This window comes from Pararhodospirillum oryzae (assembly GCF_007992075.1).
Lineage (GTDB): Bacteria > Pseudomonadota > Alphaproteobacteria > Rhodospirillales > Rhodospirillaceae > Pararhodospirillum > Pararhodospirillum oryzae.
The window spans coordinates 1-24,805 of record NZ_BJZO01000004.1 but is presented as its reverse complement, the minus strand read 5'-3'; the positions used below and the strand labels follow the sequence as shown (position 1 = coordinate 24,805).

The following is a 24,805-nucleotide window of genomic DNA, read 5'->3' as shown; positions in this document are numbered from 1 at the left end:
TCGGCCCCCCCCGCGCGCATCATGTGGAGCCGGCGGCTGACCGCAGGGTCGGCAAGGTCGTGGACAAAATACGTGATCGCAGGATTCATAAGCGCCCCAGCCCCCTTTTCCGACCCGGGACCGTCCCCGTTGCGCCCCATGAGTGGGGCTTATATCCTGGTCACCGAAAACCCTATCGGAATCGAAATGAGAAAAGATTAGGGGAGTGGGCCGTAATTGTCTATTAAAACTTGTCCCTTGCGCCGGAGGGCCTCCGATGTCACCGTTCCTCGCACGGGAGGTTTTCGGGGCGCGCGGTAGCCTGCCGGCGGGGCGGCGACTCAAGAGAGCTACCGGCTCGGCTTTGAGGGCACGACCCGGATCCGCCGTCCGGACCTCGCATCAGGCAAGAAGGCGGCTGGCGCACGATGGCAGGGGAACACAAGAACATGGTGGCGCATGATGCCCGTCCTCTTCCGACGCGGGATTCGCCTTCGTCCGGGGAGGGGGAGGACGGGCCAACCCTCACGATTGTGATGCCGGCTCTCGACGAAGAAAGGCATATCGCGGCCGCGCTGGCCTCCCTGACCCGGATCGACACCGAGTGTTACGAGATTCTGGTCATGGATGGAGGCAGTCGCGATGAAACCCGCGCGATTGTGGCCCGCCTGGCGGCGGACAATCCCCGTATCCGGTTGATCGACAATCCGGCCCGACGACAAGCGGCGGCGGTGAATTTGGCGGCGAGCCTGGCCGCGCCCTCGGCCGAGGTCCTGGTGCGCGCCGATTGCCACGCGCTTTATCCGGACAATTTCGCGTCAGAGGCGGCGCGCCGCTTGCGCGCGACCGGGGCGACGGCCGTGGTGGTGCCGTTGGTCACCACCGGTGTGGGGTGCATGCAGCGGGCGATTGCTGCCGCCCAGAATAGTCGCCTGGGCAACGGCGGTGCCGTGCATCGACGCCTGGGAGTGGCTGGTTTCGTCGATCATGGTCACCATGCCGCTTTTGACCTGGAATTTTACCGTCGCCTTGGCGGCTATGATCCCAGTTTTTCCCACAACGAGGACGCCGAATTCGACCTGCGCCAGGCACGGGCCGGAGGGCGGATCTGGCTTGAACCCACCCTGGCCGTGACCTATTACCCCCGCGAAACCCTCCGGGAGTTGGCCCGGCAGTACTTCCGCTATGGGGCTGGTCGTGCCCGGACCGTGCGCAAGCACCGCGTCCGTCTTCGTGTGCGTCAGTTGGCGCCGGTGGCCCTTGTCGGTGTTGGCGGCGCGGGGCTGCTTTTGGCACCGTGGCTTCCCCAGGCCCTTCTTGTCCCCCTTGCCTATGGGCTTCTGTGTCTGGGCTGGGGAGGAAGCGAGGCCTTGCGCCACCGGGATCCCTGCCTGCTGGCCAGTGGGGCGGCGGCCGTGGTCATGCATGTAAGCTGGGCGTTTGGATTCTTACGGGCCATCGCGCGGCCGGTGTGAGGGGGGGGCTCGCGAGGGGCGGGATGCTGGGAACCGGCCAGGCGAAGGCGCTTTTGCGAGCGCGGGGGACGTGGTTCGAGGTGTTTCCCATGCCTGCCGCGAGGCAAGGCCAAGGAAGGCGAGAGGGGGATGGAGCATGACAAGGGGGAACACGGCTCCTCCCGTGGAGCCGACTAAAGATGTAACAATTTGTATTTGCACGTTTAGAAGGCCGTCGCTCGCAACCGCCCTTGAATCCGTCTGCTGTCAGGAAGGGGTGGCGCGATCCGCTGTTCCGATCCTTGTCGTTGACAACGACGAGGGTCCAACGGCCCGAAGGCTGGTGGATGCCACGGCGGAGCGGCTTGGGGCCAAAATCGACTATTTGCATGCGCCGGCCCGGAATATTTCAATCGCCAGGAACGCGGCGATGGATGCGGTTTCCACAACGTGGATTGCGTTCATGGACGACGACGAATACGCGGCGTCCACATGGCTGGAAACGCTTCTGCGCGCCGGGACCGACAAGGATGCCGTTGTCGGACCGTGTATTTCCCTCTATGCCCCCGAGATGCCGGAATGGGTACGAACGTGTGATTTCCACAGTAATCGCATAACAGGCCGTCTTGATAACGCCTATACATCGAACACATTGATCAATGTTGATTTCGTGAGGGCGAACGGACTGCGTTTTCCGATTGAATGTGGGGTCACAGGGGGAGAGGATACTATTTTTTTTCGTTTGTTTTCTATGGCGGGCGGAAAAATTTCTTATTGTAAAGAGGCTATTGTTTACGAAAAAGTTGTACCACAACGAGCGACAATGAAATGGGTTCTTCTTCGTCGGTATCGTTCAGGGCAGACGCATGGGCTTCTTCTTCACAAATTTGATAAAAAAAGATATCGTATTCTCATTCTGACGGCGGGGATAAAATTTTTTATTTGTTTATCGGCAGCTCTTTTTTGGGCGCCAATGAGTGGAAAGTGGCGGCGCTGGCTTGCCCGCGCGGCGCTTCATGCCGGAGCTGTGTCGTACAGACTCCAAGGGACCGTATATCGGGAATATGCCGGATGACGCCCCCCGTGCCATCCCGGCACGATTGGCGGAATCCAAGGTCATGTTCGGGATGAATCCATCCGCAGGACGCTGGCTTGGTTCGGCTTGGTTTCGCCGATGAGAGTGTTGTACGAAACCCGCTTGATTGACCCCATGAGTTGCAATTCGGTTCGCGAACAATAAATCTTGGTGTTTGGGCGATGGGCGCGGGGGTGGAGGTGAAGGGGCATGCGGACGCGGCCAAGGTTTTGGAGGCCTATCGCGCGGAGCGCGATGGGGTGCATCGCAGGCACCTTCAGGTGACTTGGCTGTTGCTGTCCGGGGAACCGCGCAAGGAAGTGGCGCGGCCGGCCATTATTTCCTTGCCGTCGGCACGCATCGTTACAAATGGCTCTGTCTCTACGCCTTCAATTGGTCGCCCTCGGAATGAATCATCCGGAATCCGCATCAGAGGCGATGTCGACTGGAGTCTGTCCGTTTCACGTTGAAGCGGACAGACTCCAGATCCTTTTGCTTGAGTGCGCGGCGCGGGGGGATCGGTGGGCGTGCCGCCCGGAGACGGCCGGCCTTCAAGGGCCGAAAAAACGAAGGGGGGCGCCTGTCCGTCCCAACCCCCTTCGTTTCGTGCGTGAGGCGAGCCCCAAGCGTCAGAACATCGCGCGCAGGGTCAGGAAGGCGAGGGCGCTCAGGATGCCGGCGGCTGGCAAGGTGATGACCCAGGCCAGCGCGATGGGTTTCATCAGGGCCCAGTTGGTCTGGCGGTTGACCATGCCAATGCCGAGGATGGCGCCGATCAGGATGTGGGTGCTCGACACCGGCAGGCCGAAGGTCGAGGCCAGCATGACCACGGCGGCCGCCGACAACTCGGCCGAAAAGCCCGAGGCCGGGTGCATCTTGGTCAGGTTGTGGCCCACCGTGGTGATGACTTCCTTGCCGATGAACCAAAGCCCGACGACCAGGGCAATGCCGAAGGTGACCATGGCCAGGGTCGGCACGGCCGCGCTTTCCGACCCCATGGTGCCGGTGCGCAGCACGTCCAGGATGGCGGCAAAGGGGCCAATGGCATTGGCGATGTCGTTCGAGCCGTGGCTGAAGGCAAAACCCGAGGCGGTGAACACCTGCATCCAGCTGAAGATCACGAACGTGGCCCGCCCCAGCGATTCCCCCTTCAGGGTCTTGGCGAAGATCAGGGTCGCCATCCACACGGCGGCGCCGATCATGATCATGATCAGGTAGTTGTGCAGCGTGTCCAGGCCCAGGTCCATGTGCTGGAGGCCCTTGAACAACACCATCGAGGCAATGATGACCGCGCCCAGGGCCGCCACCAGGGGAACCCAGGTTTCCAAGGCGCGATGGGCCCTGAGACGTCCGCGCTTTTGTTCGATCAGGTAGAGGCCCTGGTAGTATTCCGATTCAAGATCGGCCGGATCAAAGTCCTCCTCGCGCGACAGCGAGGCATCCCGGGCCATGGCCTTGGTGTAGGAGGTCTTCTGAATCTCGGAAAGGCGATCGAATTTTTCCTTGTGTTTTCGATCGTGCTCGCGACGCTCTTCCTTGATCTGCTCGATCTGCTTTTCAACGGTTTCGTTGAAGGTGATGATGTATTTTTTGATCTGGTAGAACAGGATGTAGGCAACCACTCCCCCCAGAAGAGGCGAAATGACCCACGACAGCGCGATCTGGCCGATCTTGTCCCACCTCACCAAGGTGAGGGCTTCACTGGTGCCGTTCAGCAGCAGCCCCAGGGTGATCGAGCTGCCCACGATGGCGCCGACGATGGAATGGGTGGTGGAAACCGGGTAGCCCTTCTTGGTGGCGTAAAGCAGCCAGATCGCCGCCGCGATCAGGGCCGACATCATGATCAGCACGAAATCCAGCGGGGTGACCTGCATGCCCCCCAGGTCCACGATTCCGCCCCGGATGGTGGCCGTGACCTCGCCGCCGGCGATCACCGCCCCGCTAAGCTCGAAAACCGCCGCGATGGCCAGGGCCTGGGTAATGGTGAGCGTGCCCGCCCCCACACTGGTGCCAAACGAGTTGGCCACATCGTTGCCGCCGATGTTAAAGGCCATGAAGACACCGAACAGTGTCGCCAGAAGAAGAAGGGTCCAGTGGTTACCGTTTGTGTATCCGGTCGCCCAAAAAAGGAAATAACCGGTGATCGCAATCAGGAGTCCGGCGAATATGAGGCTGAGTGGAGAAAGGAGTGTCGATCTCTCCAGTACCTGTCCATTCATGAGACTTGATTGTGTGTTCATGGGCATTCTCTTTTGGGCGAAACTTCATGGGAAGCGCACGCCGAGGGAGAGGGTTCACATCGGGGTGTGGTGGCTTGAAAACTTACGGCAGGACAGGGCATGAGGCATGAGGCCAGGTTTTGATTTCTGTTCTCGGCGTTTGTTTCGAGTCGATCTTTTCTTTGAAGAGATTTTTGTTTTCATGACAAGATGGACTTGCTGGATGCCCCTGCTGTCGGGGTTCATCAAATAACCGGGGACGATCGTCTCAACAAGCCTTCTCTTGAGGGGGGGAGGCATGCTTTTACCGGCCCCACCCTGGGGAGCGCCCTTGCCCGTCGGCCCGGCGGGGAACGAAAGGGAAAACGCCCCTTCTGGTCGGGCGCAAACGCGCTATGATCGGGGGCATGCGCTCCGATCGCGAAGGCCCGCCATATGAAATCGACCGCCGCTTCCGCCCCGCGCCCTTTCGATGAAGAGGCGGCCCTGGCCGACATCGCCCGCCTGATGAACGCCGGGGCCGGGGCCCGCGCCGAGGAACTGGCCTGGACCCTGGTGCGCCGGCGCAACCCGGGGCAGGGTTTGGGCAAGCGGCCCCGCACCCCGGTTGAACGGGCGTTGCGCGGCGTGTTCCTGTCTCATGCCCTGTTGCGCGCGCGCCTGTTCGCGCGGGCCGCGCGCGAGGCGGGCCGCGCGCTCGCCGACGATCCCACCCAGGCCGACGCCGCGATGATCGAGGCGGCCGCCTTGTATCAGAACGGCAACTGGGAAGAGGCGGTGCCGGCCGCCCGCCGGGCCCTGGCCTTGCGGCCCACCCTGGCGCCCACCCTTGCCTTGCTTCTCCAGGCCCTGCTTGACCTGGGCCGCGTGCGCGAGGCCGAGGCCGAGGCCCGGGGGGCGCTCGCCCGCCTGGGCACCGATCCCGACGTGGCGCGCGCCGCCGCCGGGGCGCTGGTGCGCCGGGGGCACGTGGACGAGGCCCGCGCCGCCCTGGAGCGCCTGGGCTCCCATCCCCAGCGCGGTCCCGAGTTCCTGGCCCTTGCCGCCCAGGCCCTGACCACCCACGGCCGCCACGGCGAGGCCCTGCCGCTCTACCGGGTGGCCGCCGCCCGCGCGCCGCGCCTGGCCGAGGCCCATGCCGGCCTGATCGCCTGCTTGCATGCCCAGGGGCGCGAGGCCGAGGCCACCCAGGCGCGTGAGCGCGCCTTGCGCGCGCTGCCCCGCTTTTCGCACGAAAACTTCGATTTCCATGTGCCCTTGTCCCTGACCCCGTGCCCCGAGCCAACCCCGGACGAGGCCCCGGCACCGCTTGATCCCACCCGGGCCTTGCTGGTCAACGGCATCGGAGTGTTGCCGGCCCGCCCCCTGGGGATTGCCCAGATCAAGGGCGCGGTCGAGGCGAACGGGGCGTTCCAGTGCGCCCTGGTCGATCTCAATGCCCTGGTGTACCGCGACTTCATCCGGGCCTTGCGCCAGGGGGAAACCGATCTTGAGTTCGACGGTCGCGCCGATCTCGACGACGCCTTCGCGCGCATGGAACAGCTCGACCCTTTGTTCGTCGATCCCGAGGGCTACAAAACCCTGGCACCGCGCCTGCTGATGGCCTTGTCGCTGACCGGGCGCACCTTGCAAGGCCAGTTCGAGCGCGCGGCGCAGGGACGGGGGCCGGTGTCGTGGGTGGTCGAGGCCTGCGCGGCCCATCTGCTGGCCCAACACGCCGCCGTCATCGGTTTTTCCCTTACCTTCACCGATCAGCTGCCGTTCACCTTGCAGTGCGCGCGCCTTGTCAAGGCCCGCCGGCCCGAGACCGTCGTGGTGTTCGGGGGAGGTTTTTTCAAGGATTCCAATCTGGAGGGCTTCCTGGCCGAACCGTGCGTCGATGCCGTGATCCTGGGGGAGGGGGAGGGCGCGTTCCTGGCCCTGCTGGAAGCTCACCGCGACGGCCGCCCCTTGTCCTCGGTGCCCGGGGTGGTCCGCCACGACCCCGACACCGAAACCATCACCCGCCAGCCTAACACCGCGACCGTGCGCCCGGGCGATCTGCCCTTCGCCGATTTTGGCGATACCCCGGCCGATGCCTATCTCACGCCGGTGCCTGTGGTGCCGATTCTCAGCTCGCGGGGCTGCTATTGGCGCCGGTGCACGTTTTGCAACCATTTCGCCTCCTATGCCGCTTCGTACAAGGCGGCTCCGGTGGCGCGGGTGGTCGATGAGCTGGCCCACCACGTGGCGCGGGGCATCCGGCACTTTACCTTTGTCGACGAGATGATTCCCGCCTTGCGTTTGCGGAAATTGAGCGAGGCCATCTTGGAGCGCGGCCTGGACCTGCGTTTTTACGCCCTGGCCAAGCCCACCGCCGATTTCACCGCCGAGACCCTGGCGCTCATGCGCAAGGCGGGCTGCGTGTGCCTGTACTGGGGCCTGGAATCGGGATCGGACCGGGTGCTGGCCCGCATGGACAAGGGCAACGACGTGGCCGGGTCGGCCCGCACCCTGACCCTGTCCGCCGAGGCCGGCATTCGCAACCATGTGTTCTTGATCGTGGGCTTCCCCGGGGAGACCCGAACCGACCTGCGCGCGACCCTGGATTTTCTTCACGCCCACCAGGACAGTATCCATGCCGCCGTGGCCGGGCCCTTTGTCCTGGAACCGGGCACGCCCATCCACGCCGAGCCGGAACGCTTCGATATCCGCCACGTGTACCCGGCCCGGGCCCTGTGCGACAGCCGCCTCGCCGATTACGACATCGATGCGTCGGTCAGGGAGCGGCTGACCCAGGCCCAGGCAGCGCGCTACGCCGATATCCTGCGCCCGTCGTTTTTCGATACCCTTTCCGCCTATGGCCCGTGCCTGGGCACGCCGCGCGACCATGTGGTGGCCCTCTACGAGCACGGCCCGGCCAGCCTTCCTCCGCGCGCCGTGCCCGATCCGGCCGAGGTCTGGCCGCTGCTGGAGGCCGACATGCCCAGGCTGAGCGGCGTTCCCGACTTCGTTCTTACCCCGCGCTGGCGCTCGACCAGCGCGCCGGATCCCCAGTCTCCCCCCGCTTGTTCCTGACACGTCAACCGGACAAGGATGCCCCATGCGCATCGCGATCAGCACCATGAACTTTCGTACCGTCAGCGCCCACGCCGGCCGGGCCCGGCGCTTCCTGATCTACGAAACCACCCCCGACGGTGAACCGGTGGCGCAAACGCCGCTGCAACTGCCCCCGTCCCTGATCATCCACGATTTTCATTGCCGGGGGCCCCATCCCCTGGACGACGTGGACGTGCTGATCACTGCCGGGTGTGGCATGGGGTTCGTCAAGCGCATGGGCGCGCGCGGCGTGAGCGTGCTGATCAGCACCGAGCCCAACCCCGACGTGGCCGCCCGCCTGGCCGTCCAGGGCGCCCTGCCCGACGCCGCCACCGTCGAGGGACTGAAGGCCTGCCACGGGTAGGTCGGGAAGGCGGGGGCGGCTTCCCGGCCCCCCTTCTTCCTTGCGCGATCCCGGGAAGGCAAGGAGGGACGCGCGAGGGACAGGGTCAGGCAATCCGCTCGGCGAAGGTCAGGACCAGTCCGTTGCAGTCAAGCATCGCGAACTCCCGCATGCCGTAAAAGGTATCGTGCGGCTCCTCAAGGATTTCCGCCTTGCCGAGCACGCTGGCGAAGAGGCCTTCCACGTCGCGCACGGTGATGAACAAACTCAGCCCTCCGCCCGGAACCCGATCTTTTAAAACAGGGTATTGGGCGATCAGGCTATGGCTTTCCTGAAACATCAGGGCCACGTCGTCGCGCTTCAGCAAGGCCCATTGCAAGGGCACGGTTTCGGGAACGGTGACCAGAGGCTCGAACCCCAGTACGTCGCGGTAATAGGAAACCGTGCGGGCCACGTCGTCCACCATCAGGTTTGCCGTGACGCCTTCCAGGGAGGGGGTGAGGCTCGTCATGGGCGCGATCTCCCGACAGGGGGGCTTTCTCGTGTGCGGCGGGGCGCGAGAAGCAGCGTCGGGCCAGGGACCCCCGGCCGGGCGCGCTGGTTCAGGGTCTGGTGTCCTGGAGCCCACGATCCAGGGCTTCGAGCAAGGCCAGCACGGCCTCGTTCAGCGGAACCCCAACCCCGTGGCGCCGGGCGGTTTCCACCACGGCCCCCGTGAGGTGGGCGTGTTCCAGGGGAGCGCCGCGCAGCCGGTCGTAGAGCATGGATGACCCTCCGGAGGGATTGACCCCCCGATAGATGGTCATCACGTCTTCCACGTCGTCGGCCGACAGGCGGGCGCCGGCGGCCTGGCCGGTGGCCACCGCCTCGGCCATCAGGGCGCGGGCCAGGGCGTTGATCCCCGGCTCCGCCATCACGTCCATGCGGCGCAAGGTCAGGGTCGTGATCGGATTCGCCGCCACGTTGGTCAGCAGCTTGCGCCAGGCCGCGGTGAGGAAATCGGCCTCGGTCCGTACCGAAAGCAGTGACCCGGGGGCCATGAGACGGGCGAAGGCCTGGGCGGCGGCATCGGCGGGCACCACCACGTCGTGCCCGGTGTGATGAACGATGTGGCCGGGCGCCGTGCGTTCGATCGCCACGTACACCAGGGCCGGCACGATCGGGCGCTCGCCCACCAAGGGGCGCAGGCGGGCTTCGTGGTCAATGCCGTTTTGCGCCACCACCACCGGGGTGGACGGGCCCAGCAGCCGCGCAAGCCACGGCGCGATCAGGGGCGTGTCGTGGGCCTTGGTCGCCACGATTACCCAGTCCACCGGCGTGACACTGGCCGGATCGGTGATCACGCGCACGGGAAGGACCCGGGTCTCCCCCTCGTACTCGACGCTCAGGGTCTCAAGGGCGCCGCGCGCGCACACCACCACCGCCACGCCCGCCTCGTGAAGGGCGGCCGCGAAAAGGCCCCCGATGGCGCCAGCTCCGATGATCGCCACGCAAGGGGAGGGGGGAGAGGGCATGCGCCAGACTCCTTATCATGGAAGAGGTTTCCCCGCCCGGCCGCGCGGGGAGCGAACGCGGGCACGGAGCGAAAAGACACACTCCAGCTGCCCTTGTCCATCTTGTCACCGGACGAGGTTCGATCAAGGGGAGGAAATCCGCAATCCGCCCTGTTCTTTTTTGGGCTTGACCCCGGCGGTACAGGGGAACACCATACTGACTGACCATCCAGTCATTAATGGATCGTCCCAGGAAAGGCAACACCCATGGAAGACGCTCCCCCGCCCGCCGCCCGCCGTCGCAAGGAGGCCCGGCCCCAGGAAGTGCTGGAAGCGGCGCTTGATACCTTCGTGGGGCGTGGGTTCGCGGCCACGCGCATGGAAGACGTGGCCCGGCGGGCCGGCGTGGCCAAGGGAACCCTTTATCTGTACTACGCGTCCAAGGAAGCCCTGTTCGAGGCCGTGGTCCAGGCCATGCTGGGAACGACCATCGCGCGTCTTGAAGGGGACCTGGGGGAAAGCCCCCTGTCGGCCGGTGATCGGTTGCGCGCGGTGGCCCAGGGCATGGCGGGGATCATTGGCGATCCCCGGCGGGCGGCGCTGCCCAAGCTCGTGATCGCCAATGCCGGATCGTTTCCCGGCCTCGCGCGGTTCTATTACCGCGAAGTGGTGTGCCGGGGGCTGGGGTTGATCGGGCGCATCCTTGCCCACGGGGTGGCCACGGGCGAGTTTCGCGCCATCGATCCCACGGTTCACGCGCGCTTGTTCGTGGCCCCGGTTCTCATGGGGGCGGTGTGGCAGACCACCTTCGCGGCCGTCGAGGAAACATCGGTTCCCCCCGCCGATTTGCTGCACGCCCATGTGGAGCTGTTCTTGCGCGGCCTTGCCCCCGGGGCGGCGGACGCGCCAGCGGGAGAGCGGTCATGACCCCTTCGGATCCGGGCACGAAAAGACACACGCGAAACGTGGTGCTGGCGGGCGTCCTGGCGCTGGCCGTGGGCGGATGCGACGCAACCGACCCGTCTCCCCGGTATCACGGGTACATCGAGGCCGATTACGTCACCCTGGCCGCGCCCGAGGCCGGCTGGCTGGAAACGCGGCCGGCGGGCAAGGGCGAGGCGCTGGCCCAAGGGGCCCTGGTGTTCACGCTGGAAAGCGCGCGCGAGCAGGCCGTCCTGGCCGAGGCCGGGGCCCGGCTGGAGGAAGCCCGGCGCACCCTGGCCGACCTGCGCAAGGGAGCGCGGCCCGAGGACCTGGCGGTGCTGGAGGCCCAGAAGGGGGAGGCCGAGGCGGGCTTGCGTTTGGCCACCCTCGCCCTGGGGCGGGAGAAAACCCTGGTCGCCACCCGGGCCTCGGCCCAGGTCCGCCTGGACCAGGCCCGGGCCGACGAGGCCGCCGCCCGCGCCCGCGTCGCGCGCCTGGAGGCGGAACTGGTCCAGGCCCGCCTGCCCGCGCGCGCCGATCAGGTGGCCGCCGCCGTCGCCACCCAAAACGCCCTTGAAGCCGCCCGCGATCAGGCCGCCTGGCGCCTGGCCCAGCGCACGATCACGGCTCCCGTCGCCGGTCGGGTGGAGGACACGGTGCGCGAGCCGGGCGAATGGGTGGAAGCCGGCGGCGCCGTGGTGGTCCTGCTGCCCGACGCGCCGTGGCGCGTGGTCTTCTACGTGCCCGAACCGGCGCGCGGGGGCTTGCGCCTGGGGCAAGGGGTGGGGGTGTCGTGCGACGGCTGCCCGGCCGGCCTCAAGGCCACCATCAGCCGGGTGGCGAGCGAGGCGGAGTATACGCCCCCGGTGATCTACAGCCTGGAAACCCGCGCGAAACTTGTCTACCGGATCGAGGCCCGCCTGACGGGCGCGGACACCCCCACCCCGGGCCAGCCCGTTGACGTGGAGATCGGATCATGAGCGCGGTCCCGTCGCCGGTGTCGCCCGTGTCGCCCGTGTCGCCGTCCGGTCCGGCACCGGCTTCCCTGGGGCCGGCGGTGAGCGTGCGCGGCCTGACCAAGCGCTTCGGGCCGCGCGTGGTGGTCAACGGGTTTTCGCTGGACGTGGCCCGGGGCGAAATCCACGGCTTCCTGGGCCCCAACGGCAGCGGCAAGACGACCACCCTGCGCATGCTGTGCGGGCTGTTGCATCCCGACGGCGGGCAAGGGACCTGCCTGGGCCACGACATCGTCAAGGACAGTTGGGCGATCAAGCGGCAGGTGGGCTACATGACCCAGCGCTTCAGCCTGTACGAGGATCTGACCATCCGCGAAAACCTGGAATTCGTGGCCCGCCTGCATGCCTTGCCCGACCGGCGCCAGCGGGTGGCCCAGGCCCTCGACCGCCTGGGGCTGGCCGGGCGGCGCACCCAGCTGGCCGGTACCTTGTCGGGCGGCTGGAAGCAGCGCCTGGCCCTGGCCGCGTGCATCTTGCACAATCCAAAACTGCTCTTGCTCGACGAACCCACCGCCGGGGTTGACCCCAAGGCTCGAAGGGAATTCTGGAACGAAATTCACCAGCTCGCCGCCGACGGCATGACCGTGCTGGTCAGCACCCACTACATGGACGAAGCCGAGCGTTGCCACCGCATCGCCTACATGGCCTATGGGCATCTGCTGGCGCAAGGCACGGTGGACGAGGTGGTGGCCGCCTCGGGGTTGTCCACCTGGCACGTGGAAGGGGCGGGGGCCACCCTCAACCGCCTGGCCCTGGCGCTCGAAGGCCGGCCCGGCGTGGCCATGGTGGCGCCCTTTGGCGCGACCTTGCACGTGAGCGGCCCCGACGGCCCCGCCCTCGACCAGGCGGTATTCCAATATCAGGATCAGCCCGGTCTGGCCTGGCGGCGCGATCACCCGACCTTGGAGGATGCCTTCATCCACCTGATGGCTCGCGCCCCCGACAGCGGGCAGGGGCCACAAGGGAAGGGGGGCGTGTCATGACCGGGCCGCGCTTTTCCTTCGCCCGGCTGGTGGCGGTCCTGATCAAGGAATTCATCCAGATGAAGCGCGACCGGCTGACCTTCGCCATGATGATTGGCATTCCGGTCATGCAGCTTCTTTTGTTCGGGTTTGCCATCAACACCGATCCCAAGCACCTGCCCACCGCCGTCCTGGCCGGCGACAACAGCCCGTTTTCGCGCGCCATCGTGAGCGCCTTGCAAACCAGCGGGTATTTCCGGATCACCACCCGGACCGATGACCCGGCCACCTTGGAGCGCCTGCTGGCCGGAGGCGTGGTGCAGTTCGCGGTCGAGATCCCGTCAACCTTTGCCCACGATCTGCGCCGGGGCGACCGGCCCGCCCTGCTGGTCATGGCCGATGCCACCGATCCGGCCGCCACCGGCAACGCGCTGGGGGCGTTGCCCCGGATCGTGGACGACGCCCTGGCGCCGTTGCTGGAGGGAGCCCTGGCCGCCCGCGCGCCGCGTCCCGGCGCGGTCGAGGTGCGTATCCAGCGCCGCTACAACCCGGAAGCCCTGAGCCAGAACAACGTCGTGCCCGGCCTGGTCGGCACCATCCTGACCATGACCATGATCATCATGACATCGCTCGCCGTGACCCGCGAACGCGAGCGCGGAACCATGGAAACCCTGCTGGCCATGCCGGTGCGTCCGACCGAGGTCATGCTGGGCAAGCTCGCGCCCTTCATCCTGGTGGGCGGACTCCAGGTTGCCGTGATCTTGCTGGCGGCCCGGGTGCTGTTCGACGTGCCCATGATCGGCTCGCCCCTGGTCCTGGCGCTGGGGCTGGTTGTGTTCATCACCGCGAACCTGGCGGTCGGATTCCTGTTTTCCACCCTGGCCCACAATCAGTTGCAGGCCATGCAGATGAGCTTCTTTTTCTTTCTGCCGTCGATCCTGATGTCCGGATTCATGTTTCCATTTAGGGGGATGCCGGATTGGGCTCAGGTTTTGGGTGAAGTCTTGCCACTGACCCACTTCCTGCGCATCGTGCGCGGCGTCATGCTCAAGGGCAACGGCCTGCCCGAGGTCTGGCCCGACCTGTGGCCGCTGATGGCGTTCTTGCTGGCGGTGTCGGTGATCGCGGTCAAGCGCTACCGCCAGACCCTGGATTAAGCAGGGGCCTGCCACGCGCCTTCCCGCACGTCTTCAAGGGGCCCGTTTTCGCCCGGGCCTCAGGGACAAGGCGGGGTTTTTCCCTGGTGGACCCGGGCCACGCCCTCGGCCAGCGCGGCGGCCACCTGGGTGGTGCCCTGGCCCAGGGCGCGCACCGCTCCGTCCACGGATGCTTCGGGCAAGGGCACGACCCGGGCGGCCCGGCAGACCACGGCCGCGCCCTGGGGCAGGCGGCGCACGGTCCAGCCGATTTCGATCGTGGCGGCCTCTCCGGGAATGGCCTGGAAACGTTCAACGCGCACCGCCAGGCGATACAAGGGCAGGTCGGTGGCCCGCTCGCTCACGGGAGCCTGGTACACATCCACGGCCTTGAGCTGGCGCCACAGGGCGTCGGCCACGGCCTGGCGGATCTCGTCGGGCAGGGGGCCGGCCCAGCGTTCTCCCGGAACGGTGGTCAACGGACCTCCGGCTCCCAGGACGATGTCATCGCGTTCCAGGCGCTGGGGCACGGTGACGGGCAGGATTTCTACCAGCACCGCCGCCGCCCCGCCCGCCGGAGGGTCGGCGGGGGGAAGGGTGAGGGTGTGCAGCCGGGGCGCGGGCGACGCCCCGCAGGCCCCCAGCATCAAGGCGGCCAGGGCAACCGGGGCAAGGCGGACGAAAAGGGCACCGGGCACGGGCATGGGGGTTACTCCGAACGGCCGCGCAACAGGGATTCCGGTTGGCGGTCAAGGGTATCGGCCAGGGATTTCAACGAACGCGCCGCGTCGGTCAGGCCGCGCAGGGCGCTACGCATGTCTTGCGACAGGGGAGCGTCGGGCGCCACCGAGCCGTGCAGGGTTTCAACAGTGCGGCGCAGCTCGCCCAGGGTGTCGCGCACTTCGGGCAACACCTCGCGGTCGGTGCGGGCCAGGGCCTTGTCCAGGCGGCCGAGCGTGCCTTCCAGGCGGGTCAGCACGGCGTGCAGATCCTGGCCCAGGGTATCGAACGGGACCTTGCCCAGGGAATCCAAGATGGTGCGGATCTGGGCATACAAGGCTTCCAGGTCGCCCGGGACCGTGGGGAGAACCGGCGGATCGGCCTTGGGATCAAAGGCAACCGGATCGGCCTTCTCGAAGAAGTCGAGCGCGATGTAAAGCTGGCCGGTCAGCAGGCTGTCGGAGCGCAACTGGGCGCGCAGGCCCCGTTTGACCAGGGCCGCCATGCGCTCGGTCCAGCGCGCGCGCAGTTCCTCGTCGCGGGTGGGCATGCCGGTGCGCGCCAGCCGCGACAGCGAGACATCCACCGTGACCACGGTATTGAAGTCGCCGGCCACGCGGTCGTAGGACAGATCAATGGAGCGCACCCGCCCCACCTCCAGCCCGCGAAAGTCAAGCGGCGCCCCCACCGCGAGCCCGCGCACCGACTGCGTGAAGCGCAACACCACGGGGAACACCCGTGAATCCACCGCTTCCATGGCGGTTGCCCGGCTCGATGCCAGGGTGAAGGTGGATCCCGGATCGGCGGGCGGGGCGTCGCCTTGCTCGGGCGGAGCCTCGAACGCCACGCCGCCCATCAGGATGGTGGCCAGCGACTGGGTATCCAGGCGCACGCCGCGCGCATCCACCGTCAGGTCAACGCCGCTTGCGTGCCAGAACCGGGTGGCGGTGGTCACGAAGCGGTCGTAGGGGGCCTTGATGAAAACCCCCATGGTCAGGCCGTCGCCGGAAGAATCCAGGCTGAAATGTTCCACCTGACCCACGGGGATGCGGCGAAAGAACACGGGCGAGCCGGCATCGAGCGACCCCAGATCCTCGGCCTTGAGCGTGAACCGTCGCCCGGGCACGTCCCAGGCCACCACCGGCGGCGCCTCCAGGCCCACGAAATGGGTGCCGGTGGCACTGGAATGGCCGCGCTCGGCACCGATGTAGGCCCCCGACAGCAAGGTATCGAGCCCCGAAATGCCGCTGCCCGCCAGGCGGGGGCGCACCACCCAGAAGCGGCTGTCCACGGCCGCGAAGCCGCGCGCGTCGCGGACCAGATCAACGCTGACCAGGACATGCGAGAGGTCGTCGCTCAGGCGCACGGCCGAGACCTCGCCGATCTCCACGTCCTTGACCTTGACCTTGGTCTTGCCCGCCTCGATCCCCGTGGCGGTATCGAACTGCACGACAATCGACGGCCCGCGCGCCATCATGGTCTGCACGACCAGCCCCAGGCCGGTAAGCGCCGCCGCCAGCGGCACCAGCCAGATCAGGGACGGGCGACGGGACCGGGGCGGGCGCAGCACCGGTTCCGCGGGGGCAAGGGGCAACGAAGGCTCGGTCATCGCGAAGAAGATCCGGGTTTGTCCCACATCAGGCGGGGATCGAAGGCATGGGTGGCCAGCATGGTCAGCACGACCACGGCGCCGAAGGCCGCCGCCGCCGGGCCGGCCTCGATTTCGGCCACGGTGCGAAAACGCACCAGGGCCACCATCAGGGCGACCACGAACACATCAAGCATCGACCAGCGGCCGATGAACTCGATCAGGCGGTAAAGACCCATGCGCCAGCGGGTGCCGGGCCGGCCCAGGGAAACGGAAGCCGCCAGAACGGCAAGGCTGGCCATCTTGAGAAGGGGAATCAGGATGCTGACCGAGAAAATCAGGATCGCCAGCCCCTGCGAGCCCGAGGTCCAGAAGTACACCACCCCCCCCATGATGGTTTCCTGCCCGTTTCCCCACAGCGAGGACCGCACCATGATCGGCAGCGTGGTGGCGGGGATGTACAAGATCGCCGCCGCCAGCAGCAAGGCCCAGGTGCGCGCGAGGCTGTCGGGCCGGCGCGCCTCCAGGGGCGTGGCGCAGGTCGGGCACCGCGCCTCGGCCCCCGGGGGCATGCCCTCCGGCTCCGCCCGGCTGACGGTGCCACAGATCGAGCACGCAATCAGGCCCGCCTCGCACGCGCGCAAGGGGGGCGCGGCGGCAGGCGGGGCGGGGTCCGGGGCGGGCTGGGAGCGCATGGCAAGGGTCACGGTGGGGCGGAAGGGGGCGGGGGCACGGCATCGGTGCCGGCGGGCAAGGGGGCGTCCCACAAGCTGCGCAGGTCGAAGGACAAGATCGCCGCCAGCAAGACGGTGAGCGCGCCAAAGGCCCACAGCGCAACGCCTGGGACGATATGGGCCATGGTGGACAGCTTGACCAGCCCCACCGCGATCCCCAGCGTGAAAACCTCGATCATCCCCCACGGGCGAAGGTGCAGCAAAAGCCGCAGCGCCACGGCGGCCCAGGCCGGGGCCGCGCCTTGTCCCCGCCCCTGTCGCGCACCCACCAGGGCCGCGAGCACCAAAAGCAGATCACACAGCGGAATCACCTGCGTGGTGAGGAAAACCAGCGCCGCGACAATCCGCCGGCCCTCCTGCCACAAGGCCAGGGCGGCCCCCGACAAGGTGGTGGCGTTGCGAATGCCCTGCAAACGGATCTCGACGATCGGCCAGGCGCTGGCGATCAGGAAGGTGATCAGGGCCGCGATCACCAGGCCCATCAGGTGTTCGGGCGTCAGGGCGGGGCGTCCGTACAGGCGTTCGCCACAGGTCGGGCACCAGGCACTTTCACCCCGGCGCACGGACCGGCGCGCATACAGGGTATCACATCCGGGGCAGGCCACGAGATCGCGCCCGGACGGCGGGGGAGACGAAGACGCGGATGCGGCGGGCGGATCGTTCATGCGCGCAAGGGTCCGGCCAGGGTTGCCTCCAGCCACGCCACCGCCTCGGGCACCCGGGCCACGGTGGGCACGCCGGCGGGGCGGGGCGGGCGCCGCTGCACGATCACTTCCACGCCCAGCGCCCGGGCGGCGGCCAGCTTGGCGTCGGTCGCGCTGCCGCCGCTGTTCTTGCATACCACGGTATCGATCGCCTGGTCGCGCAGCAAGGCGGTTTCGTCGTCCAGTGAAAAAGGCCCCCGGGCCAGCAGCACCTGCGCGCGCGCGAACGCGGGCAGCGGATCGGGCGGATCCACCGAGCGGATCAGGAACCATGTGTGGTCCAAGGTGGCGAAGGGCGCCAGTTCCTGGCGTCCCAGGGCCAGCAGCACCCGGCGCGCGCCACGGGCGTCAAGGCGCGCCACGGCTTCTTCCCAGGTATCGACCAGGGTCCAGGCGTCGCCCGGCCCCGGAGTCCAGGCGGGACGCTCCAGGCGCAGCAAGGGGACACCGGCCTGTTCGCAGGCGGCGGCCGCGTGCCAGCCCATGCGCCGGGCAAAGGGATGGGTGGCATCGATCACCGCCCGTGTTTGCGTGGCGCGCAGGTAGGTGGCCAGGCCTTCAATGCCTCCGAACCCTCCGATGCGCAGGGCGCCGGCGGGCTTGCGCGGGTTCTGGGTGCGTCCGGCCAGCGACGTCACCACGGCCAGGGCCTCGGTCAGCGCGAGGCGCTCGGCCAGGGCATAGGCTTCGGTGGTGCCTCCAAGGATGAGAATGGGAAGAGGGGCGGGCAGGGGATCAGCGGTCATGGGGGCGCTCCAGCGAGGCGCGCAGCAAGGCGGCAAGGCGGAAGGGGGCGTGGCGGAATTTGCCAAGCGCCAGGGTGAGGAACAGGCCGGCCACCGTGCCCAGGTGCAAGGCCAGCATCAAACCCATGGCCGAGGTGGCGCGGGCCAGCAGCAAGGCAAGCCCGCTCGCGGCCACGGCGGACAGCAGGCCCAGGAAGGCGGTGTCGTCGACCAGGGTTTCGCGCGCGGTGGGGGCGGGGTCGGCGCCCTGGCGGCGCACGAACAAGGCGGCGGCGGCCACGAGGATGAGCACGCCCCCGGCCGTGCCCAGGAGAACGGGCAAGCTGAGCCAGGAATAGGGGGCAACCCAGCCAAAGACATGATGATACATCGACGCGGCCAGGGTCGAGGCCAGGCACAGGCCCACCCCCCCGACCAGGGCCTGATGAAAGCGCCGGCGCAGGCCCGAGGGCCGGGAGTCGCGATCGGTGCAGCCGGGCCCGCCCCCCAAAAGGTTGGGCAAGGCAAAGGCCTCGCGCAGCGCCCGGGGCCAGGCGCGCAGCCGCGAGCCGCGCCGGCCGGCCGAAATGGCATGCCAGAACCGCCAGGTGCTGATCAGGAGCGACAAGGCTCCCAGCCCCAGGGTGATCCCCCCGAGGGCGGTCATGGTTTCAAGGGAGATCACCTCGTAAAAGGCGCCAGGCCCCAGGTGCAGGCCAAACAGCTGGGTGGGGGGCACGCCAAGCAAAACGAGCCCCGGAACGACCAGGATGGCGAGAACGGCGATCAGCACGGCCACCACCCCCGGCACCCCGTCGCCCACGCCGCGCCCGCCCAGGCCCGGGGGCCAGGCGAAGGTGCGATAGGCACGCTGGCGCACGCGGGCCAGCACCGCCGGCACATTCAGGCCAAAGGTGTTGGGGGGCGCGTACTGGCAGGCGTACCAGCACGATCGGCAGTTGTGACACAGCACCGCCAGATAATAGATATCGGCATCGGTCAGGCGCGGACAGCGTCGGGCGGCGCGAAAGGTCTCGCAGTACCCGGTGCAGTAGGCGCACACGTTGCACACGGTCAACACCCGGCGCGCCTCGTCCATCAACGGATCGGGAGCGGGCGGCGCGGGCGGGCGGGGCAACTGCTGGCGCAAGGCGGCGCGCGAGGGGCCCAGGGGCGGCTCAGAAGACGCGGACATGGCTGGCGGCCTCCCATCCGGCGATGCGGCCGAAGACCGCGGCAAGGGTCAACGACACCCCCGACACATACCCGCTGCCCAGAAGCGCGGGCCCCATGGTCATGCCGGCGGCATAAAGGGTGGGGCAGGAAAACCCGTCGCGCCGCAGCACCCGGGCCCGCTCGTCCACATAAAGGCCGTGCCCGGTGAAGGTGATGCCCGGCGCGAAGGGCAGGGCGTGAAACGGGGGCACCTCGATGCAGGCGGCCGGCGGCGTGCGCGGCGGATTCAAGCGCCGCCAGCGGGTGCCGTGGCCCTCGGTCAAGGCCCGGTTATAGCCGGTCACGGTATCAACCAGGGTCTCGGGGTCCAGCCCCAGAACCTGGGCGAGCGCCGGCAGCGAGGGGGCCTCCAGGGGGGGGAACACGGGCAGCGGCAGCAAGGCGGCCTTGCCCCGGGCATCGAGGATGACAAAGGCGCGCTGCCCGGCACACCCCGCCACCTGTCGGCCCCAGGTGCCATAGCGGGTCGAGCCCGTATCCTCGCCTTCGTCGAAAAACCGCCGGCCGGCCTGATTGACCGCGAGCCCCAGGTGCAGGCCATCGATGCGGGTGACAATGCCGCCGTCGGCCTCCGGCGAACGGGCATCGACCGCGACCAGATGACCGCCGCCCGGTTCCCCCGATTCCTGGGCCCCCTGCTCGATCAGGGCGCGCATCAAGATTCCCCGCGCGAACGGCGTGCCCCGGACCACCAGCCCCTCGGCCGAACGCCCCCAGGTCTCGCGCAGCCACGCCCGGTTGGCCTGATAGCCCCCGGTGGCCAGGATGGTGGCACGGGAGTCGACGTCGAACACCCGGCCGCGATGGCGCAGGCGCGCGGCCCCGTTCAGGTCCAGGGCGACTCCCTCGGCTTCGTAGAGAACGTGCACGCCCAGGCGTTCGGCGGTGTCGTAGAGCGCGTTCATCATCGCCGTGCCGCCGCCCAGCAGGAACACGGTCTTGCGCGACCAGGGCAGCACGCCGTCGTCGGGGCTTTGGAACAGCACGCCTTGCTGGGCCAGCCAGGCGGGCAGGTCGCCGGCATGGTTGGCCAGGACGTCGATCAGGATGGGATCGCCGGTTCCGCCCGAAACCCGCTCCAGATCCTGGCGCAGCACGGCTTCCGGATAGCGGCCGGGGGACAAGGCGGTGGGGGCGTCGTGGGGCACCCGGATGTTGCGGGCGTGGCGCGCGTTGCCCCCCCGGCGCCAGCGCGGCGCCTGTTCGGCCAGGATGACCCGGGCCCCGGCGCGCCGGGCGGCGATCGCGGCGCACAGCCCGGCCATGCCTCCCCCCAGCACCAGCACGTCGGTCCGGTCGTCGGGCGGCGGCGGTGGCTCGGGAAACAAGGTGGAGGGCAACTTGAGACGGGGCATGAGCTTCTCGAACACGGACGGGACGCAACAAGCCCCGGTCAGGACGGGATAAAACGCCCGGGTGCGCCGCCCCGATGTTACACGGTGGCGGCCACGAAATCCGGCAAAATGCCAAGCTCGGCACTGCGGGCCAGGGAGTCCTGCCCGCGCAGCAGGCCGTTTTCGATCAGGAGCGCGGCCATGCCGGCGCCGCGCGCCCCCAGGATATCGGTTTGCGGGCTGTCGCCCACCGCCAGGAGACGGGGGGCTTGCGGGAAACGGGCCCGGACCTGGGCATACACCCCCGGCCACGGCTTGCCCAGGAAGCGGACCATGCCCGGGGGCAGGGCGGCGGCCAGGGGAAAGGCCACGTACCCGGGCTCCAGGCTGAGCCGGCCCCGGAACGGGCAGGTGATATCGGGATTGCACACCACCAGGGGCCGGGGCCGGGCCCGGAGGGTTTCGATCAGCCGGCGTTCGGGGGTGTCGTCTTCCCAGTCGTTGGTGTCAACCAGGATGAACCCGGCCGCGTCGTCGAGGTCGGTGGTTTCGTAGGTGCCCACCCGGGTCGCGGGCAGGCGCTCGACCACGGCGCCGGGATCGTGACCCAGGACGGCAAAATCCCGGCCGTCCTCGAAGGGAGCCAGGGCCTCGGGCAGGACCGAGCGCCCGGAGATCACCTCGTCGGGGGCAACCGGCAGGCCCAGGGCCGCGAGACGGGCCGCGACGGCCTCGGGGGGGTGGGTGACGTCATTGGTCACCACGCACAGCGCAATCCCTTGGGCGCGCACGGCCTCGAAGGCGGCCAGGGCTTCGGGGAACACCCCGTTGCCTTCGTGCAAAACGCCATAGGCATCCAGCACGATCCCATCGAAAGCCGGGGCCAGGTCGGCAAGTCCCGCGACCCGCCGGGGCCCCGGGGAGGGGGGCGGCGGTGGCGGGGGAAACAGCGGCCGGGCGGCGCGAACCACCGCCCAGGCCTGATCAAAGGACACAAAACGCATGACGCGGCCGGTCAGGCGATGCGTGCCAGGGCCTCGCGCACGCGCTGGCGCTGCAAATCATACTCGGCCCGGCGTTCGCGCTGCTCGGCGACCACGTCTTCCGGGGCCTTGGCCATGAAGCCGGGATTTTCCAGCTTGCGGTCGATGCGGTCCACCTCGCCGTCCAGGCGCTTGGCCTCGCGGGCCAGGCGGGCGCGCTCCTGCTCCAGGTCGATGAGACCGGCCAGGGGCAACACCAGCGTGGCTTCGCCCACCACCACCTGCGCCACGCCCCCGGCCGGCGTTTCGTCGGCGAGGGTGATCGACTCCAGGCGGGCGAGGGTCAGCAGCAAGGCGCGGTGTTCATCAAGCAGCGCCTGCGTGGCCGGGTTGGCGTCCCGCACCAGAACCGGCACCTTGGCCCCCGGGGGTACGTTCATTTCGGCGCGGACCGAGCGAATGGCGCTGACCACGGCCACCACCCAGTCCATGGCCGCCTCGGCCTCCGGCGCGCTGAAGTTCCGCGCCGCCGGCCACGGCTGGCTCATCAGCAAGGCGCCGGCGCGATCGCTGGTGTTTTCCCACAGCTCCTCGGTGATGTAGGGCACGATGGGATGGAGAATGTGCAGCAAGGCATCAAGCACCCAGGCCGCCATGGCCCGGGTCTCGGTCTGGGCCGGGCCGCCGTCCTGGTCTTGCAAGAAGGGCTTGGCCATCTCCAGGTACCAGTCGCAAAACGTGTTCCAGGCAAAGGCATAGGCCGCCTGGGCCGCGTCGTTGAAGCGATAGGCCGAGATTGCCTCGGCCACCTGGGCGGCGCACGCCTCGGTCTTGACCGCGATCCAGCGGTTCAAGGGGAGCGTGGCCCGGGCCGGGTCGAAGCCTTCCACCGGGTGGCATTCGTTCATCTGGCAAAAGCGCGCGGCGTTCCACAGCTTGGTGCAGAAGTTGCGGTAGCCAGCCACGCGCTGCTCGCTCATCTTGATGTCGCGCCCCTGCGCGGCCATCGCGGTGAGGGTGAAGCGCAGGGCATCGGTGCCGTACTGGCCGATGATGTCGAGCGGGTCAATGATATTGCCCTTCGACTTCGACATCTTCTGCCCCTTTTCGTCGCGGACCAGGGCATGGATGTAAACGTCGCGGAAGGGCACGTCGCCCATGATGTACTCGCCCATCATCATCATGCGGGCGACCCAGAAGAAGATGATGTCGAAGCCGGTCACCAGAACGTCGCCCGGATAATAGCGGGCCAGTTCCGGGGTCTGCTCGGGCCAGCCCAGGGTCGAGAACGGCCACAGGGCGGACGAGAACCAGGTATCCAGAACGTCGCTGTCGCGGGTCAGGGGCTCGGCCTTGCCATAGTGGGCCTGCGCGGCGGCCTGGGCTTCTTCCTCGGTTTCCTCGACGAAGATGGTGCCGTCGGGGCCGTACCAGGCCGGGACCTGATGGCCCCACCAGATTTGCCGGCTGATGCACCAGGGCTGAATGTTGCGCATCCATTCGAAGAAGGTATTTTCCCACTGGCGGGGGACAAAGCGGGTGCGTCCTTCCTCCACCGCCTTGACCGGGCCCTCGGCCAGCTTGGCGGCGTCCACGAACCACTGATCGGTCAGCCAGGGCTCGATGATCACCCCCGAGCGGTCCCCGTAGGGCTGGGTCATCGGGTTGTCTTCGATCTTGTCCAGAAGGCCCAGCGCCTCCATGTCCTCCAGCACGCGCTCGCGCGCCACGAAGCGGTCAAGGCCACGATAGGCCTCGGGCACGGCGTCGTTCAGGCGGGCATCGCGGTCGAGGATGTTGATCAAGGGCAGGTCATGGCGCCGGCCGACCTCGAAGTCGTTGAAGTCGTGGGCCGGGGTGATCTTGACCGCGCCCGAGCCCTTTTCGGGGTCGGCGTAGGCATCGGCAACCACCGGAATCGGACGGTTGGCCAGGGGCAGCATCACCTGGCGCCCGATCAGGTCCTTGTAACGCTCGTCATCGGGGTGGACGGCCACGGCGGTGTCGCCCAGCATGGTCTCGGGCCGGGTGGTGGCCACGATCAGGAAGCGCCCTTCCTCGCCCATCACCGGATAGCGCAGGTGCCACAGCTTGCCCTTGGTCTCGCGCTGCTCCACCTCAAGGTCCGAAATCGCGGTGTGCAGGGCCGGATCCCAGTTGACCAGCCGCTTGTCGCGATAGATCAGGCCGTCCTTGTACAGGCGCACGAACACCTTGCGCACGGCGTGCGACAGGCCGTCGTCCATGGTGAAGCGCTCGCGCGGCCAGTCGGGCGAGGCGCCCAGGCAGCGCAGCTGACGCTGGATGGTGCCGCCCGATTCGGCCCGCCATTCCCAAACCTTGTCGATGAAGGCGGCGCGGCCCAGGTCGTGACGGGTCTTGCCCTCGGCCGCCAGACGGCGTTCCACCACCATCTGGGTGGCGATGCCGGCGTGATCGGTGCCAGGCTGCCAGAGGGCATCACGGCCGCTCATGCGATGATAGCGAATTAGCACGTCTTGCAAGGTGAACGTGAGGGCATGGCCCATGTGCAGGCTGCCGGTTACGTTCGGGGGCGGCATCATGATGGTGTAGGGCTGGGCCTGGCTCTGGGGGTCGCAGGCAAAGGCGCCCGACTGCTCCCAGCGGGCATACAACCGCGCTTCGACATCGGCGGCGTTGTAGGTCTTATCCATCATGACGGAACGATTTCCTTAACGCGACGGCAACAGGGGAGGGGAGGGCCGTGGGGCCCGGATTCCCCATACGAAAACCGGCCCCAGGGGGCCGGCCATCATAGAAGGCATGGGAGCGGAATCAAAGTTTTTCCGCGCGATGCACCAGGCGTTCGATTTCCTTTTGCACCAGACGCTCGGTCAAGGTGGGCAGGTTCAGGTCGAGCCACTCCTTGACCAACTCGCGCAGGACTTCGCGCACGATTTCTTCCAGCGTCAGATTTCCGTTCCCCAGGCCAACCGTGCGTTCACGGGCCACGGCCGAGGCCAACTCGGCCAGCAAGCCGCCGGCGGCGGATTCCGTATCCATGGATACCAGGCGATCCTCTTCCACGGGCTCCTCGAATTCAGGTGGTGGGGGGGGCGGCGGTGGTGGTGGTGGTGGCGG

21 protein-coding genes are annotated in these 24,805 nt (G+C 67.9%); 8 read left to right on the top strand and 13 right to left on the bottom strand.

Annotated features, from left to right (window positions below; all coding sequences use genetic code 11):
- The first annotated feature begins 407 nt into the window (after positions 1–407).
- Positions 408–1,454 carry a glycosyltransferase family 2 protein gene (locus tag ROR02_RS01250; protein ID WP_307725132.1) on the top strand — a complete coding sequence of 349 codons (1,047 nt, stop codon included), beginning with the start codon at positions 408–410 and terminating at the stop codon, positions 1,452–1,454.
- Positions 1,455–1,590: 136 nt separating this feature from the next.
- Positions 1,591–2,508, top strand: a complete 918-nt coding sequence (locus ROR02_RS01245) for a glycosyltransferase family 2 protein (RefSeq protein WP_147162188.1) — start codon at positions 1,591–1,593, stop codon at positions 2,506–2,508.
- 629 nt (positions 2,509–3,137) lie between these two features.
- Here ROR02_RS01245 and ROR02_RS01240 read toward each other — a convergent pair.
- The gene (locus tag ROR02_RS01240; protein WP_218032742.1) at positions 3,138–4,562 is read right to left on the bottom strand and encodes an inorganic phosphate transporter; all 1,425 of its coding nucleotides are present in this window, start codon (positions 4,560–4,562) and stop codon (positions 3,138–3,140) included.
- 600 nt (positions 4,563–5,162) lie between these two features.
- Here ROR02_RS01240 and ROR02_RS01235 point away from each other — a divergent pair.
- Positions 5,163–7,784: a B12-binding domain-containing radical SAM protein gene (locus ROR02_RS01235; protein ID WP_147162186.1), complete on the top strand. Its 2,622-nt coding sequence runs from the start codon at positions 5,163–5,165 to the stop codon at positions 7,782–7,784.
- Between the two features lie 25 nt (positions 7,785–7,809).
- A complete protein-coding gene (locus ROR02_RS01230; RefSeq protein ID WP_147162185.1) occupies positions 7,810–8,169 on the top strand; it encodes a NifB/NifX family molybdenum-iron cluster-binding protein in 360 nt (119 codons plus the stop codon).
- A gap of 85 nt (positions 8,170–8,254) precedes the next feature.
- Here ROR02_RS01230 and ROR02_RS01225 read toward each other — a convergent pair whose 3' ends face one another.
- Together ROR02_RS01225 and ROR02_RS01220 are read right to left on the bottom strand one after the other, a co-directional pair.
- Positions 8,255–8,659, bottom strand: coding sequence for a VOC family protein (locus ROR02_RS01225; RefSeq protein ID WP_218032741.1), 405 nt, complete (start codon positions 8,657–8,659; stop codon positions 8,255–8,257).
- A 91-nt stretch (positions 8,660–8,750) separates the two neighbouring features.
- Complete coding sequence (locus ROR02_RS01220) at positions 8,751–9,662, bottom strand: 2-dehydropantoate 2-reductase (RefSeq protein WP_147162184.1); 912 nt, start codon at positions 9,660–9,662, stop codon at positions 8,751–8,753.
- Between the two features lie 246 nt (positions 9,663–9,908).
- Between ROR02_RS01220 and ROR02_RS01215 the strand changes: the two genes are divergently transcribed.
- Genes ROR02_RS01215 through ROR02_RS01200 form a run of 4 tightly spaced genes read left to right on the top strand, consistent with a single transcriptional unit; the run spans position 9,909 to position 13,700 of the window.
- A complete protein-coding gene (locus ROR02_RS01215; RefSeq protein WP_147162183.1) occupies positions 9,909–10,568 on the top strand; it encodes a TetR/AcrR family transcriptional regulator in 660 nt (219 codons plus the stop codon).
- The gene (locus ROR02_RS01210; protein WP_147162182.1) at positions 10,565–11,545 is read left to right on the top strand and encodes an HlyD family secretion protein; all 981 of its coding nucleotides are present in this window, start codon (positions 10,565–10,567) and stop codon (positions 11,543–11,545) included. Before ROR02_RS01215 ends, ROR02_RS01210 begins: the two co-directional genes overlap by 4 nt.
- On the top strand, positions 11,542–12,564 hold the full coding sequence (locus ROR02_RS01205) for an ABC transporter ATP-binding protein (RefSeq protein WP_147162181.1): 1,023 nt from the start codon (positions 11,542–11,544) through the stop codon (positions 12,562–12,564). Before ROR02_RS01210 ends, ROR02_RS01205 begins: the two co-directional genes overlap by 4 nt.
- Positions 12,561–13,700 carry an ABC transporter permease gene (locus ROR02_RS01200; RefSeq protein WP_147162180.1) on the top strand — a complete coding sequence of 380 codons (1,140 nt, stop codon included), beginning with the start codon at positions 12,561–12,563 and terminating at the stop codon, positions 13,698–13,700. The genes ROR02_RS01205 and ROR02_RS01200 overlap by 4 nt, the downstream gene beginning before the upstream one ends.
- Before the next feature lie 59 nt (positions 13,701–13,759).
- Here ROR02_RS01200 and ROR02_RS01195 read toward each other — a convergent pair whose 3' ends face one another.
- From ROR02_RS01195 to ROR02_RS01150, 10 genes are all read right to left on the bottom strand, one after another.
- Positions 13,760–14,383 carry a PqiC family protein gene (locus tag ROR02_RS01195; RefSeq protein ID WP_147162179.1) on the bottom strand — a complete coding sequence of 208 codons (624 nt, stop codon included), beginning with the start codon at positions 14,381–14,383 and terminating at the stop codon, positions 13,760–13,762.
- Positions 14,384–14,388: 5 nt separating this feature from the next.
- Positions 14,389–16,008, bottom strand: coding sequence for a PqiB family protein (locus ROR02_RS01190; RefSeq protein ID WP_147162178.1), 1,620 nt, complete (start codon positions 16,006–16,008; stop codon positions 14,389–14,391).
- The gene (locus ROR02_RS01185; protein ID WP_147162177.1) at positions 16,005–16,682 is read right to left on the bottom strand and encodes a paraquat-inducible protein A; all 678 of its coding nucleotides are present in this window, start codon (positions 16,680–16,682) and stop codon (positions 16,005–16,007) included. Before ROR02_RS01185 ends, ROR02_RS01190 begins: the two co-directional genes overlap by 4 nt.
- An 8-nt stretch (positions 16,683–16,690) precedes the next feature.
- Positions 16,691–17,386 carry a paraquat-inducible protein A gene (locus tag ROR02_RS01180; protein WP_147162176.1) on the bottom strand — a complete coding sequence of 232 codons (696 nt, stop codon included), beginning with the start codon at positions 17,384–17,386 and terminating at the stop codon, positions 16,691–16,693.
- Entirely contained in the window at positions 17,383–18,171 is a 789-nt protein-coding gene (locus ROR02_RS01175; protein ID WP_147162175.1) for a cobalt-precorrin-6A reductase, read from the bottom strand. The genes ROR02_RS01180 and ROR02_RS01175 overlap by 4 nt, the downstream gene beginning before the upstream one ends.
- The gene (tcuB, locus tag ROR02_RS01170; RefSeq protein WP_246135340.1) at positions 18,161–19,345 is read right to left on the bottom strand and encodes a tricarballylate utilization 4Fe-4S protein TcuB; all 1,185 of its coding nucleotides are present in this window, start codon (positions 19,343–19,345) and stop codon (positions 18,161–18,163) included. Before tcuB ends, ROR02_RS01175 begins: the two co-directional genes overlap by 11 nt.
- Positions 19,329–20,741: an FAD-dependent tricarballylate dehydrogenase TcuA gene (gene tcuA / locus ROR02_RS01165; RefSeq protein WP_147162174.1), complete on the bottom strand. Its 1,413-nt coding sequence runs from the start codon at positions 20,739–20,741 to the stop codon at positions 19,329–19,331. Before tcuA ends, tcuB begins: the two co-directional genes overlap by 17 nt.
- A gap of 77 nt (positions 20,742–20,818) precedes the next feature.
- Entirely contained in the window at positions 20,819–21,724 is a 906-nt protein-coding gene (locus tag ROR02_RS01160) for an HAD hydrolase-like protein (RefSeq protein WP_147162173.1), read from the bottom strand.
- 11 nt (positions 21,725–21,735) lie between these two features.
- On the bottom strand, positions 21,736–24,381 hold the full coding sequence (locus ROR02_RS01155; protein WP_147162172.1) for a valine--tRNA ligase: 2,646 nt from the start codon (positions 24,379–24,381) through the stop codon (positions 21,736–21,738).
- A gap of 118 nt (positions 24,382–24,499) precedes the next feature.
- Positions 24,500–24,805 (bottom strand): DUF2497 domain-containing protein (locus ROR02_RS01150; protein ID WP_147162171.1); only part of this gene is annotated, 306 nt, incomplete at its 5' end.

Coding starts and splice junctions, on each gene's coding strand:
- ROR02_RS01185 (WP_147162177.1), bottom strand. CDS start 16,682: ATGCGCTCCCAGCCCGCCCCGGACCCCGCCCCGCCTGCCGCCGCGCCC.
- ROR02_RS01210 (WP_147162182.1), top strand. CDS start 10,565: ATGACCCCTTCGGATCCGGGCACGAAAAGACACACGCGAAACGTGGTG.
- ROR02_RS01245 (WP_147162188.1), top strand. CDS start 1,591: ATGACAAGGGGGAACACGGCTCCTCCCGTGGAGCCGACTAAAGATGTA.
- ROR02_RS01200 (WP_147162180.1), top strand. CDS start 12,561: ATGACCGGGCCGCGCTTTTCCTTCGCCCGGCTGGTGGCGGTCCTGATC.
- ROR02_RS01180 (WP_147162176.1), bottom strand. CDS start 17,386: ATGAACGATCCGCCCGCCGCATCCGCGTCTTCGTCTCCCCCGCCGTCC.
- ROR02_RS01220 (WP_147162184.1), bottom strand. CDS start 9,662: ATGCCCTCTCCCCCCTCCCCTTGCGTGGCGATCATCGGAGCTGGCGCC.
- ROR02_RS01235 (WP_147162186.1), top strand. CDS start 5,163: ATGAAATCGACCGCCGCTTCCGCCCCGCGCCCTTTCGATGAAGAGGCG.
- ROR02_RS01155 (WP_147162172.1), bottom strand. CDS start 24,381: ATGATGGATAAGACCTACAACGCCGCCGATGTCGAAGCGCGGTTGTAT.
- tcuA (WP_147162174.1), bottom strand. CDS start 20,741: ATGCCCCGTCTCAAGTTGCCCTCCACCTTGTTTCCCGAGCCACCGCCG.
- ROR02_RS01215 (WP_147162183.1), top strand. CDS start 9,909: ATGGAAGACGCTCCCCCGCCCGCCGCCCGCCGTCGCAAGGAGGCCCGG.
- ROR02_RS01250 (WP_307725132.1), top strand. CDS start 408: ATGGCAGGGGAACACAAGAACATGGTGGCGCATGATGCCCGTCCTCTT.
- ROR02_RS01175 (WP_147162175.1), bottom strand. CDS start 18,171: ATGACCGCTGATCCCCTGCCCGCCCCTCTTCCCATTCTCATCCTTGGA.
- ROR02_RS01195 (WP_147162179.1), bottom strand. CDS start 14,383: ATGCCCGTGCCCGGTGCCCTTTTCGTCCGCCTTGCCCCGGTTGCCCTG.
- ROR02_RS01190 (WP_147162178.1), bottom strand. CDS start 16,008: ATGACCGAGCCTTCGTTGCCCCTTGCCCCCGCGGAACCGGTGCTGCGC.
- tcuB (WP_246135340.1), bottom strand. CDS start 19,345: ATGTCCGCGTCTTCTGAGCCGCCCCTGGGCCCCTCGCGCGCCGCCTTG.
- ROR02_RS01225 (WP_218032741.1), bottom strand. CDS start 8,659: ATGACGAGCCTCACCCCCTCCCTGGAAGGCGTCACGGCAAACCTGATG.
- ROR02_RS01205 (WP_147162181.1), top strand. CDS start 11,542: ATGAGCGCGGTCCCGTCGCCGGTGTCGCCCGTGTCGCCCGTGTCGCCG.
- ROR02_RS01160 (WP_147162173.1), bottom strand. CDS start 21,724: ATGCGTTTTGTGTCCTTTGATCAGGCCTGGGCGGTGGTTCGCGCCGCC.
- ROR02_RS01230 (WP_147162185.1), top strand. CDS start 7,810: ATGCGCATCGCGATCAGCACCATGAACTTTCGTACCGTCAGCGCCCAC.
- ROR02_RS01240 (WP_218032742.1), bottom strand. CDS start 4,562: ATGGCCTTTAACATCGGCGGCAACGATGTGGCCAACTCGTTTGGCACC.